Source organism: Nocardioides sp. LHD-245 (assembly GCF_030929495.1).
In the GTDB taxonomy this organism is placed as follows: domain Bacteria; phylum Actinomycetota; class Actinomycetes; order Propionibacteriales; family Nocardioidaceae; genus Nocardioides.
The window spans coordinates 22,437-35,211 of record NZ_JAVFWN010000010.1 but is presented as its reverse complement, the minus strand read 5'-3'; the positions used below and the strand labels follow the sequence as shown (position 1 = coordinate 35,211).

Sequence of the window (12,775 nt, the reverse complement as noted above, 5' to 3'; positions counted from 1 at the left end):
GCTCTCCGAGGAGAGCGGGAACGGGAGGCCAGATGCGCGTCGACACCATCGTCGCCAACGGACGGATCGTCAGCCCGAGCGGCGTGGTCGACGCGGCGGTCGCCGTCAAGGACGGGCAGATCGTCGCAGTCGCCGACGAGAGCGTGCTTCCCGAGGCCGCCGAGCGGATCGATGCCCAGGGCAGGTACGTGCTGCCGGGTCTGGTCGACCCGCACGTGCACCTGGGCGGTGGCCGCCCGCTGTCGGAGATCTTCGCCTCCGAGACCGCCTGCGCCGCGGTCGGCGGCATCACGACCGTGCTGCAGTACCGCCGGTCGCCCTCGACCTTCTTCGACACCTTCCCGGCCGAGCTCGAGACCGCGAAGACCCGGATGCTGGTCGACACCCAGTTCCACTTCATCATCTCGTCGATGGAGCAGGTGGAGGAGATCCCCCGCTACGCCGAGGAGTTCGGCGTCACGAGCTTCAAGTTCTACATGGGCGGCTACGAGCCCGGTAACCCCATCGGCCTGGTCTCGGTCAACGACGCCGTGCTCTACGCCGCCATGGAGAAGATCCGCGAGCTCGGCCCCTACGGCTGGTGCATGGTCCACTGCGAGGACGACTCGCTCGTGTGCCACCTCACCGCCAAGGTCAAGGAGAGCGGCGGCGACGACCTCGCGGCGTACAGCGCGTCACGGCCGGACTTCGTCGAGGAGCAGGACCTGCTCCGCGCGATCTGGCTCGCCGACCTGCAGGAGTGCTCGCTCTACGTCCCGCACACGACCGTCGGCATGGCGGTCGACGCGGCCGCCGAGTCGCGCCGCAAGGGGCGCACCGTCGTCCTCGAGACGTGCCCGCACTACCTCGCGCTCACCGCGGACGACGCGCGGCTCGCGGGCTCCGGTGTCGGCAAGGTCGCCCCGGCCCTGCGCAACAGCGAGCACCAGGCCGAGCTCTGGCGGGGTCTGCGCGAGGGCTGGATCTCGACCATCGGGTCCGACCACGTGCCGATCCCCAAGTCCGGCAAGGGCATCTGGGAGGAGGCGCCCGGCTTCGCCGGGCTCGCCACCATGCTGCCTGTCGTCCTCACCGAGGGCGTGCTCAAGGGCCGGATCGCGATCGAGAAGGTCGCCGAGACGATGGCCTACAACCCCGCCCGTCTCTTCGGCCTCGCGCCGACGAAGGGCGCGATCCAGGTCGGCGCCGACGCCGACCTCGTGATCGTCGACATGGAGACCGAGAAGGTCGTCGGTCCCGACGTTACCCAGAGCGAGTTCGTCAGCGCCTTCGAGGGAGTGCCGCTGCGTGGCTGGCCGACGCTGACGATGCGCCGCGGCGACGTGATCTACCGGGACGGCGAGGTGCTGGCCCAGCCGGGCAGCGGCCAGGTGGTCGTCAAGCCCGAACCCGACAAGGACAAGGAGAGGAACTGGCATGCCGCTTAACGTGAAGCTCGACCCGCGGGACGTGGGTCTGCTCGTCGTCGACATGCAGAACGGCTTCTGCCACCCCGAGGGGTCGCGAGGCCAGGCGTTCGGCGCCGCCGCGGTGAAGAACCCGCAGGACATCATCCCGAACGTCACGAAGACGGTCGACCTGGCGCACCGCCTGGACATCCCGGTCTGGTTCACCCAGCAGGTCCACTACGACGACGACGTGCTGCGCGGCCGCCGCCGCATTCCGTCGCATCTGGAGCGCCGGGGCGTCAAGCTCGAGCTGTGCCGCCGCGGGACCTGGGACGCCGAGCTGCTGGACGAGATGAAGGCGATCAAGGAGGACCGCGACGAGATCGTGGTCAAGCACCGGTCGAGCGCCTTCTTCCAGACCACGCTCGAGGTCGAGCTGCGGATGAAGGACGTGCAGGTCCTGGTCGTGCTCGGTACGACGACCAGCTTCTGCGTCGACTCCACCATCCGCGACGCCTACGCACGGGACTTCGACGTCGTCGTCCCCGCCGAGTGCGTGGCCGACTCCGACGACGCAGCGCACGCCGCGACCCTGGCGAGCATCGAGCGCTTCCACGGCGTCGTCACCGACCTTCCTGGGTTGACCGCCGCCCTCGATGGCTGAGCCTGGCGCCGCGCTGCGGGTCGACGGCGACGTCGTCCCGGCCGGGGCGCCCGGGGAGACGTTGCTCGACGTCCTCCGGGCCTCCGGGAGCTTCGCCGCCAAGCAGGCCTGTGGCCGCGGCGAGTGCGGCGCCTGCACCGTGCTGGTCGGCGACCGCGCGGTGATGTCCTGCACGATGCTGGCCGCGCTGGTGACCGATGAGGTCACCACCGCGGCCGGCCTCGGCGATGCCGCCGCCGACCTACGAGCCGCCTTCGCCGACCATGCCGCCTTCCAGTGCGGCTTCTGCACGCCCGGCCAGGTGGTCCGCGCCGAGGCCGTGCTGCGCGAGTCCGTCGACCGGAGCCGTGACGAGGTCGTCCGCGAGATGTCGGGCAACCTCTGCCGCTGCACCGGCTACCGCCAGATCGTCGATGCCGTCTGCGCCGTCGCGCAGACCCGGCAGTGTTCCCGGGAGGCCGCGCGATGAGTCACGGTGCCGGCGCCATCGGGCAGTCCGTGCGTCCGCTGGACTGGGAGGAGAAGACCTCCGGCACGGCGCGGTACGCCGCCGACGAGCCGCCCTCGGGCACCCTGGTCGCCCGCGTCCTGCGCTCCCCGCTGCCGCACGCCGAGATCAAGCACCTCGACGTCTCTGCCGCGCTGCGCGTGCCCGGAGTCCACGCCGTCGTCACCGCCGCCGACTTCCCCGCGGGCCGGCTCTACGAGCACAGCGGCGGCCCCTACTCCGATCGCCCGCCGCTGGCCGTCGACCGGGTCCTGTACGTCGGCCACGAGGTCGCCGCCGTCGCCGCCGACTCGGCCACGGCGGCCGACGAGGCGATCCGCCGGATCGTGGTCCGCTACCGCCGGCGCAAGGCCGTGCTGACCGTCCCCGACGCGCTCGCCCCCGGCGCCCCTCAGCTGCACCGGCGCGAGGCGGGTCCCAATGTCGCCGTCGCGACCGCCGAGCACTGGGGTGACATCGACCTCGCCGAGACGAACGCCGTCGTCTCCGCCGAAGGCACCTTCCGCTACCCGCGCGTCAACCACGCCTGCATGGAGCCCAACACCACCATCGCCTGGTGGCACGACGAGCGCCTGGAGATGTGGACCTCCAGCCAGGCGCCGCACTTCGTCGTGCACGAGCTCGCCGCCCTGTTCGGGCTCGACCTCGACCAGGTGGTGTGCCGCGACGTCTCCGTGGGCGGCGGCTTCGGCTCGAAGTCCAAGATCTCCGAGCACGAGGCGCTCGCCGCCGCGCTGTCGATGAAGTGCGGGCGCCCGGTGCTCCTCGAGCTCAGCCGGGCCGAGGAGTTCGCGTTCACCAAGCCGCGGCACGCCTTCACGACGAAGCTCACTGCAGCCGCCGACGCCGACGGCCGGCTCTGCCTCCTCGACGCCGTCATCGACGTCGACAACGGCGCCTACAACCACTACGGCCCGTCGGTCATGCGCGCGGGCATCAAGCAGCTCGGCTCGATGTACCGCCCCGACGCGGTGCGCTGGGACGCCCGCCTCGTCGACACCAACCTGGTGCCCGGCGGCCAGTTCCGCGGCTACGGCCAGCCGCAGACCGCGATCGGCCTCGAGACGCTGATGGACGAGCTCGCCGAGAAGTGCGGCCAGGACCCCATCGACTTCCGGATCAGCAACTCCGGCCTGCCCGACACCACGCAGCTCTCCGGCTCGCAGGTCGGATCCAACCGGCTGCGCGAGTGCCTCGCCCAGGTCCGCGACCGGATCGGCTGGGACGCCAAGAGGGGTCCGGAGCGCCGCCCCTACCGGGGTGTCGGCGTCTCGTCGGGCATGCACGCGAGCGGCTCCTACGCCTACCCCGGCGGCAACACCAGCGCCGCGGGCGTCGAGGTCCGTACGACGGGCGAGGTCGTGGTCCGCTTCGGCGGTGCCGACGCGGGCACCGGTCAGCGCACGATCCTCGGCCAGATCGCGGCCGACGTGCTCGGCGTACCGATGGACCGGGTCGGCGTGATCATGGCCGACTGGGACGAGACCCCGCCCGACATGGGCGCGTGGTCCTCGCGCGGCACGCACATGGGCGGGCACGCCGTCCGGCAGAGCGCCGAGGCCATGGCCGCCCGGTTGTGCGAGCTCGGTGCCGAGAAGCTGGGCACCGAGGACGTCACGCTGGCCGACGGCGACGTCGTGTCCGACGCCGACCGGGTCGCGATCGCCGACCTGGTCGACCTCGCCGACGAGTCCGCCGACGGGGCGCTGCGCATCGACACCGAGTACGTCGAGCCGAAGATGCAGCCCTACTGGACCGGCATCGAGCGGCCCAACATCTCGGCCACCTATGCCTATGCGGCGCACGCGATCGAGGTCGAGGTCGACCCGGGCACCGGTGTGATCCGGGTGCTGCACTATGCGGCGGTCCACGACATCGGCAAGGCGATCAACCCCGCACTGGTCGAGGGCCAGATCATCGGCGGCGCGGTGCAGGGCCTGGGCGCGGCGCTGGGGGAGAAGCTCCACTACGAGGGCGGCCGCCTGGTCAACGCCGGCTACGTCCACTACCCGCTGCCGCGCGCCACGACGGTGCCGTCGATCGACGTCGCTCTCGTCGAGGGCCCCGAGCCCGCGGGCCCCTTCAACGCCAAGAGCGTCGGCGAGATCGCGCTCATCCCGGCCGCACCGGCCCTGCTCAACGCGGTCTACGACGCGACCGGCATCCGCTTCCGCGAGCTGCCGCTGACGCCGGACGTCGTCCTCGCTGCCCTGCAGGAGCGCGACGGCGTCACCCCGCGCCAGCACCACCTGGCCCGGCGCCCGGGGCGCTGGCAGATCGGGCTCTTCCGCGCGCTGTACCCCTACGGCATCCACCTGCTGCTCGACCGCTGGGGGACGCGCTTCGCGCGCCGTCGTACGCCGCGGGCGGTCGAGCGGGTCGCCCTCCCGGCGACGGTCGCCGAGGCCGTGGCCGAGCTCGCCTCGCCCGACGCGACGGTGATCGGCGGTGGCACCGACGTGCTCGTCCAGCGCGACCAGGAGCTGCTGTTCCCGACCGTGCTGGTCGGCACCGGCGCCATCGCCTCGATGCGCGCGATCGACGAGGAGCCCGGTGGCGCCTGGCGGATCGGCGCCGCGGTGACGCTCGCCGAGCTCGCGTCCTGGGCCGGGACGCGGGTGCCGATGGTGGCCGAGGCCGTCGCGACGATCGCGTCCGCGCAGATCCGCGAGGTCGCGACCGTGGCGGGCAATCTCGGTCAGGAGAAGCGTTGCTGGTTCTTCCGCAACGGCTTCGACTGCTACAAGCGCGGCGGCGTCAGCTGCCCCTGCTATGCCGTCGAGGGCGACCACCGGCTGCACCACGCCGCGATCGGCGGCCACCGCTGCCAGGCGGTCACGCCCTCGGACCTCGCCACCGTCTTCGACGCGCTCGGCGCCGAGGTCGTGCTGACCGGGCCGTCCGGCAGCCGGCGCGTGTCGATCACCGGTCTGTACGCCGGTCCCGGCGAGCTGGACCTGCGCACCGGTGAGCTGGTCGAGGCGATCGTGCTGCCGGCGTCCGCGCTGTCGGCACGGGGCGCCTTCGTCAAGCTCCAGCAGTGGGACGGCGACTTCGCGCTCGTCTCGCTCGCGGCCTCCGCGAGCATCGGCGACGACCGTCGCTGGACCGCCGCGCGCTACGTCTTCGGCGGGCTCGCGCCGAAGCCGTGGCAGCCGCCCCGGCTCACGCGCGCACTGGCCGGCACCGTCCCCACGGCGGACGCGGTGGCCGCCGTCCTCGACCAGGACCTCTCGTGGGAGGCCCACCCCCTGCCGGGGAACCGATGGAAGCTCGACGCCGCCGTCGGCCTGGCCCGCCAAGCGACCGAGCAGCTGCTGCTCGGCAGAACCCGAGATGAGGAGTGGCGATGACTGACGTCGATACCGCGACCACGCGGAGCACGGCGATCGTCGACCGACTGAAGGCCGGCGGCGTCGGCCTCGCGGCGTACCTGCCGGACAGCTGGCTCAGCCCGCTGATCGGCGAGGTCGTCGCCGACCCGAGCATCCTCGACGTCCGGGTGACGCGGGAGGACGACGCGGTGGCGATCGCCGGCGGCGCGGCTCTGATGGGCCTGCGCTCGGCCGTGCTGTGCCAGAACGCGGGCGTGCTGCTCTCGGCCAACGTGCTGGCGGCGTTCGCGCACCACCACGAGCTGCCGCTGGTCGTCGTGGCCGCGGCCCGCGGCGGCGCCGAGGATGGCTTCTACTACCAGATGTACAAGGGCCAGGTGACCGCCGGCGTGGCCGCCGCCGCCGGCCTGACCGTGCACCACGTCGACGGTCCCGCCGACGACTGGCTGTTCGAGAAGGCGAGCGAGCAGGCGTGGCTGCTGCGGCGCCCCGTCGTGCTGCTCTGCTCCCGTCGCGCGCTGCTCGGGGAGCCTGCGTGAGGCGCGCCGACGTCGCGGGCGCGATCGCCACCGCCGCGCCCGGCCATGTCGTCGTCGCGAGCCTCGGCACCGCCGGCCGCGCCTGGCGCGACCACGGCGGGCCCAATCCCACCTTCTACGCGTCCGACCCGATGGGCGCGGCGCCCGGCCTCGCGCTCGGTGCCGCCCTGGCCCGGCCGGACCTGGACTTCGTCCTGCTCGAGGGCGACGGCGACCTGGTGATGAACCTCGGCTCGCTGCTCGCCATCGCCGACGCGTCGCCCGCGAACCTGCGCGTCGTCGTCTTCAACAACGGCCGGTACGAGACCGGCGGGGGCCAGCCGCTCGCGGCCGGCGCCTCCGCCGACCTGGCCGCGATCGCGCGCGGGGCCGGTTGGCCGTTCGCACGCACGGTCGCGCGCGACACATCCGCCGACCAGCTCCCGGAGCTGCTCGGCGAGCTGCTCGGGGCAGCACCCGGACCGGCGATGCTCGTCGTCGAGGTCGACCCGGAGCCCTCGCCGTACGGCGGGCCGGGCGAGCTCTCGGGCGCAGAGGCGCAGCGGGAGTTCCGGACGGCACTGGCGAACTGGGAACGATCGAAGGGTGACGAAGGATGACGACAAGGCTGCTGCGCAACGCCCGGCTGCTGGACCTCGAGCACGGTGGTGAGCTCGGCGACGTGGTGGTCGTGGACGGCGTGATCGCCGACCTCGGCCCCGGCGCCGCCGACCGCCGGCTCGCAGCCGGCGACGCCTCGGTCGCCTCGGTCGACCTCGGCGGCGACCTGCTCATCCCGGGCCTGGTCAACGCGCACACGCACTCCAACCAGACCATCGAGAAGGGCCTGTGCGACGCGCTCCCGCTCGACGCGTGGATGGTCGTGGCGTCGTACGGCGGCGCCGGGGCCCGGCTCTCGCCGCGCGACCTCTATGTCTCCGCGATGGTCGGTGCGATCGAGATGGTCCGCAGCGGCGCGACCTCCGTGCTCGACTGCGCCCGCTCGGACAACGAGTGGGTCGACGACGGCATGGACGCGATCATGCAGGCCTACGCCGATCTCGGCCTCCGCGCCAACGTGGCGGTCCAGTACTCCGATCTCGACTTCTTCTCCTCGATCCCGGTCGACCTGGTGCCGGGCGGCGCCGAGCTGCGCAAGCCACCCGTCGCCGACCCCGACGTCGTCCTGGCGGCGGCGAACCGGTTCGTCGACCGCTGGCAGGGGAGGTCGCCACTGCTGCAGCCGCTGCTCGGTCCGTCGTCCCTGCCGCGCTGCTCGACCGAGCTGTTCGAGGCGAGCGTCGACACCGCGCGCACCCGTGGCGTGCGGATGCAGACGCACCTGCTCTCGGCGCAGTCGCAGATCCGGATGGCGCAGCAGCGCTACGGCGTCTCGACGGTGGAGTTCCTCGCGAAGCTCGACGCCCTGCAGGACTGGGCGTCGTTCGCGCACGCGATCTGGCTGAGCCCCGAGGAGATCGAGCTGTTCGCGCAGACCGACGCGGTCGCCGTCCACAACCCGGCGAGCAACCTCAAGCTGGGCGCGGGCGTCGCGCCGGTGCCGGCGTTGCTCAAGGCCGGCGCGAAGGTCGCCATCGGCTCCGACGGCGCGTCGAGCAACGACACGCAGAACATGTTCGAGACGCTCAAGCTCTCCACGATCCTGCATCGTGTGCAGGGGCCGCCCGAGACCTGGCCGACCGCGAACGACGGCCTCGGCATGTGCTGGACCAGCGGTGCCGCCGCCCTCGGCGCGGACGTCGGCCGTCTCGCGGTCGGCGCCCAGGCCGACCTGACCGTCATCGACACCGACTACGTCTGGCCGGCCCCGGCCGAGCAGCTGCGCCATCAGCTGGCCTACGCCGAGCTCGGCTCCGCGGTCCGCAGCGTCTACGTGGCGGGCGAGCCGGTGCTCGTCGACCGTGCGTTCCCGGGCATCGACGAGGCCGCGATCCGCGCCGAGGCCCGGGAGATCGCCACCCGGATCTGGACGACGCTCCCCGATCGACTCGCCCGGTTCGAGGAGGTCCGGCCGGTCCTGGAGCAGGTCGAGGCCGCCGTCGGTGGGGGCACCGGCGTCTGCCACTGAGGCCACGCGCCGCGCCGTAACACGCCGTCCACGTCGCTGGGTCGGCGTGTTACAGCGGTTCCGCCGCGCGATCCTTCGTGCCCCCCGACCTCGCGAGCATATTGCTATGCGAGATGTCGGCTTGCATGTTGACATGGCGTCCGGGACGCCCTACGTTCGTCAGAACGTGACTGGGGTCACGTCACCCGACAGATCGCCGTCCTCGCCAGGGGGTCCGATGCAGACCGACCACGCAGCCGTCCGCGGCCCGGATCGGGCCGACTGGGGCGGCCGGGCCGGCCCGGTCGCGCTGGGGGTGACGGGGGTGGTGAGCCTGCTGCTGCTCTGGCAGCTGCTCGGCTCCCTGGACGTCGTCCCACGCTCGTCGCTGCCCGGCCCGTGGTCGGTGCTGCGGGCGCTGCCCACGATCCTCGGCGACCAGGACTTCCTCGCCGGGGCCGCGGACAGCGCCGCGGCGACGGCGATCACCGTCGTGGTCGGCTCGCTCGTGGCGGTGGCCGTGGGCCTGGTCGCCAGCAGCTTCGCCTTCCTGCAGCGGCCGACGATGGTCGTGGTCAACACCTTCAGGTCGGTGCCGGCCACCGCGCTGATCCCGATCGGGGTGCTCATCTTCGGTCTGGGCATGGAGATGAAGGTCTCCATCGCCCTCTACGCCGTGGTGTGGCCGATCCTCATCAACACCATCTACGGCGTCGCCACCACCGAGCCGATGCGTCGCGACGTCGCCCGCTCGCTGCGCTGGGGCTGGTGGCGTCAGCAGGCGCTGGTGACGCTGCCGAGCGCGCTGCCCTCGATCCTCACCGGTGTCCGGGTCGCCGTCGGCATCGCCCTCGTCGTGGTGATCTCGACCGAGCTCCTCGGCGCGCGGTACGGCGTCGGCACGGTCCTCGTCCAGTACACGCAGGCCTCGCGCCCCGAGGTCGTCTACGCCGGCGTCCTGCTGCTCGGCACCGCGGGTGCCCTGCTCTTCTCCGCGCTGGTCCGCGCCGAGCGCCGGCTCGTGAGGTGGGTGCACCATGACTAGCCGGACGACGAGCCGGATCACCGGGGCGACGATGCGCCCGAACCGGGCGGCGATCGCGCTGCGGCGTACCGCATCGGGGGTGGGCAACCTCTGGCTCCTGGCGCTCGTGCTGGTCCTCTGGGAGATCTACGGCCGGGTCAGCGGGTCGCTGTTCGTGCCGCCGATCTCGCGGATCCTCCAGAACTTCGGCGACGTCTGGCTCGGGGGACCCGCCTCGCACCTCTTCCTCTCGGACCTGTTCTGGAGCGAGGTGACGACCAGCCTGTCGCGCTTCGCCCGCGGCTGGGGCCTGGCGGTCGTGGTCGGGATCGGATGCGGCGTGGTGCTCGGCCGGAGCCGGGTGATCGCCCAGATGTACGGTCCGGTCGTCCGCTTCTTCGCCGCCATCCCCAACACCGTGCTGCTGCCGATCGCGGTCCAGATCTTCGGCGTCGCCAGCAACATGAACGTCTTCCTGATCTTCCTGGGCAGTGTCTGGGTGGTCATGATCAACACGGCGGACGGCGTCGCCGGTGTCGACCCGATGTGGCTGCGCAGTGCCCGCAGCCTCCGGGTCCCGCGGTGGGTGCTCTACCTCCGGGTGATCGTGCCGGCCGCCGCGCCGCAGATCCTCGCCGGCCTGCGGGTGAGCCTCGGGATCGGGCTGATCCTCATGGTGATCTCGGAGCTCTACGCCACCACCGAGGGCCTCGGCTTCCAGATCGTGGTGGCCCAGTCGAGCTTCCGCTACCTCGACATGTGGTCCGCCTTCGTCCTGATCGGCCTGATCGGGATCGTCCTCAACCTGGCCTTCGGCAGGATCGAGACCCGGCTGCTGCGCTGGCAGCGTCGCTCCGGTCTCGACGCACTGTGACCCGCCGGCACCCACAGGGAGTGAACCGATGAATGTCGTCGTCGACCGTGTCAGCAAGTCCTACGGCCGCGGGGCCGAGGCCCGTGAGGTGCTCACCGAGACCTCGCTGACCGTCCGGTCCCAGGAGTTCGTCAGCATCGTCGGGCCCTCGGGCTGCGGCAAGTCGACGCTGCTCATGATGATGGCCGGCCTGCTCAGGCCGACCAGTGGGGAGATCCGGCTCGGGGACGAGCCCGTCACCGGCCCGCCGGCGGGACTCTCCGTCGTCTTCCAGGACTACAGCCGATCGCTGTTCCCGTGGATGAGCGTGCGCCGCAATCTCACCACCGCGCTGACCGCCTCCCGGCTCGGCAAGGAGGAGCAGCGGTCCCGGGTCGAGCATGCGCTCGAGTCCGTCGGCCTGGCCGGCAAGGGGGAGATGTACCCCTGGCAGATGTCCGGTGGCATGCAGCAGCGGGTGGCGATTGCCCGGGCACTGGTCACCGAGCCCACCGTGATGCTGATGGACGAGCCCTTCGCCGCCGTCGACGCCCAGACCCGCGCCGATCTCGAGGACCTCGTCCTCCGGGTCCGCCACGAGTACGACGTGACGGTGGCGTTCGTGACCCACGACATCGACGAGTCGGTCTACATGGCCGACCGGATCGTCGTCCTGGCGGCCAACCCCGGTCGGATCGCCGCCGACCTGACGGTCGACCTGCCCCGCCCGCGGGACCAGGTCGAGACCAAGCTCGACGCCCGGTTCGCCAAGCTCCGCAGCGAGGTGTTCCGTCTGGTGATGCGGCCCGACACCCCGGCCACGACCTGAGCCCGGCCGATCGTCGTCCCTCCAGCTCGCCCGCGGCACCGTCGCGGGGCGATGTCCCCTCCCCTCCCAACGAATCCCTCCCCACGAAAGGGCGCGCCATGAGAGCTCGTCATGCATCACCCCTGCGCCGCCGGCTGGCGGTCGCCGGCGTCCTCGGACTCGGCCTCAGTACGACGCTGGCGGCGTGCGGCTCGTCGGACGACGACGCCGGTGCCGACGGCGGCAGCCTGCGGGTCACCACGCTGGGCCTGTGCAACGAGGTCGTCTACTGGGCCCAGGAGAAGGGCCTGTTCGCCGATCACGGCGTGGACGTCGAGCTGGTGAAGTCGACCGGCGGCGCCGCGGCGCTGACGGCGCTGCAGAGCGGCGACATCGACCTGGCCTTCGCCAACCCGTTCTCGACGATGATCGCCATCGACCAGGGCCTGGACCTCAAGTGGATCGCCACCGCCTACGAGACCACCAGCGTCGAGGCGGATGCCGCCAATGCCATGGTCGTGGCCAAGGACGCGGGGATCACCGGCGCTGCCGACCTGAACGGCAAGACCATCGGCGTCAACGAGGTCGGCGGCATCAACCAGATCGCCTCGAGCCAGTGGATGAAGCTCGAGGGCGGCGACCCGAGCACGGTCAAGTTCGTCGCCCTGCCCTTCAACGAGCTCGCCTCCGCGGTCGCCTCCGGCAAGGTCGCCGCCGCCCAGGTCCCGGCCCAGAACGTCGACCCGGAGCTCGGCCTGGTCAGCCTCGGCGACCCCTATGTCGTCGCGGGCGAGGGCAGCAACCTGGTCTTCGCCGGCTACGTCGCCACCGGCAAGGAGGCGAAGGAGCGGGAGAAGGACCTCAAGGCCTTCCAGGACGCGCTGATCGAGACCAACGAGGCCTTCAACGACCCGGCCAACGATGACGAGCGCTTCAAGCTCGCCTCCGCCCAGTGCAAGCAGGACGCGGCCGTGCTGAAGACGCTGCCTGAGAACATCTACGAGGCGCGCGTCGACACCGGCGCCCTCGAGCGGATGGGCGAGATCCTCGTGGGCCAGGACCGGCTCGACGACCCGCCGTCGCCCGAGGACTTCGTGCCGTCGTACGTGACGACGAAGTAGCGGTGCACCCGGCCCTGATGGCCGGGAGGACCGGTTGCTCTCGTCGCGCGTGCAGCGTGTGAGCGGGGGCGGTCCTTCGCCTGTGGATGACGCGCAGGCGCCAGGCCCGCTTCCGCTCATACTCGTGGCGGTGGCCGTGCCGGACGGCGCCCGGCCACGGCGCAGATCGGGGGTACGCGCGTGGGCCGGACGGCGTTCGTCGACGAGTCCATGCGACGGGACCACCTGCCGTGTGCGGTCGTGGTCGATCAGGCTCGCCTCGGACACATTCGTCGGGAGGCGGCAAGTCGGATCTGCTGTTGTCGTTGCCGGACATCCTCGCGTGGGCGCACGGCCGCGGCGGACGCTACCGGGCCGCCGTGAAGCCCGTGACGATCGACCACGGCAGGTTCGGTACCGGCTGAAAGTGATCAGCCCCGGGAGATCCCGGGGCTGATGGTGGGCCAGCAAGGCTAGAAGCCGACTGAGGAGACTGCCCCGTGTGGGGT

Annotated in this window: 11 protein-coding genes; all 11 read left to right on the top strand. The window is 71.9% G+C overall.

Going from position 1 to position 12,775, the window contains the following annotated elements:
- Positions 1–32 precede the first annotated feature (32 nt).
- Positions 33–1,427 (top strand): amidohydrolase family protein, encoded by a 1,395-nt coding sequence (locus RB608_RS15160; protein WP_308088840.1) that lies wholly within the window; start codon positions 33–35, stop codon positions 1,425–1,427.
- Complete coding sequence (locus tag RB608_RS15155; protein ID WP_308088839.1) at positions 1,417–2,052, top strand: isochorismatase family cysteine hydrolase; 636 nt, start codon at positions 1,417–1,419, stop codon at positions 2,050–2,052. The genes RB608_RS15160 and RB608_RS15155 overlap by 11 nt, the downstream gene beginning before the upstream one ends.
- A complete protein-coding gene (locus RB608_RS15150) occupies positions 2,045–2,521 on the top strand; it encodes a 2Fe-2S iron-sulfur cluster-binding protein (protein WP_308088837.1) in 477 nt (158 codons plus the stop codon). The genes RB608_RS15155 and RB608_RS15150 overlap by 8 nt, the downstream gene beginning before the upstream one ends.
- Entirely contained in the window at positions 2,518–5,913 is a 3,396-nt protein-coding gene (locus tag RB608_RS15145) for a molybdopterin cofactor-binding domain-containing protein (protein ID WP_308088836.1), read from the top strand. The genes RB608_RS15150 and RB608_RS15145 overlap by 4 nt, the downstream gene beginning before the upstream one ends.
- Positions 5,910–6,434, top strand: coding sequence for a thiamine pyrophosphate-binding protein (locus RB608_RS15140; RefSeq protein ID WP_308088835.1), 525 nt, complete (start codon positions 5,910–5,912; stop codon positions 6,432–6,434). The genes RB608_RS15145 and RB608_RS15140 overlap by 4 nt, the downstream gene beginning before the upstream one ends.
- A complete protein-coding gene (locus tag RB608_RS15135; protein ID WP_308088833.1) occupies positions 6,431–7,033 on the top strand; it encodes a thiamine pyrophosphate-dependent enzyme in 603 nt (200 codons plus the stop codon). The genes RB608_RS15140 and RB608_RS15135 overlap by 4 nt, the downstream gene beginning before the upstream one ends.
- Positions 7,030–8,502 carry an amidohydrolase family protein gene (locus RB608_RS15130; RefSeq protein ID WP_308088832.1) on the top strand — a complete coding sequence of 491 codons (1,473 nt, stop codon included), beginning with the start codon at positions 7,030–7,032 and terminating at the stop codon, positions 8,500–8,502. Before RB608_RS15135 ends, RB608_RS15130 begins: the two co-directional genes overlap by 4 nt.
- A 217-nt stretch (positions 8,503–8,719) precedes the next feature.
- Complete coding sequence (locus tag RB608_RS15125) at positions 8,720–9,526, top strand: ABC transporter permease subunit (RefSeq protein WP_308088829.1); 807 nt, start codon at positions 8,720–8,722, stop codon at positions 9,524–9,526.
- Positions 9,519–10,379, top strand: coding sequence for an ABC transporter permease subunit (locus RB608_RS15120; protein ID WP_308088828.1), 861 nt, complete (start codon positions 9,519–9,521; stop codon positions 10,377–10,379). Before RB608_RS15125 ends, RB608_RS15120 begins: the two co-directional genes overlap by 8 nt.
- A gap of 28 nt (positions 10,380–10,407) precedes the next feature.
- Positions 10,408–11,187: an ABC transporter ATP-binding protein gene (locus tag RB608_RS15115; protein WP_308088827.1), complete on the top strand. Its 780-nt coding sequence runs from the start codon at positions 10,408–10,410 to the stop codon at positions 11,185–11,187.
- A gap of 98 nt (positions 11,188–11,285) precedes the next feature.
- Positions 11,286–12,287, top strand: coding sequence for an ABC transporter substrate-binding protein (locus RB608_RS15110; protein ID WP_308088826.1), 1,002 nt, complete (start codon positions 11,286–11,288; stop codon positions 12,285–12,287).
- Positions 12,288–12,775: the final 488 nt, after the last annotated feature.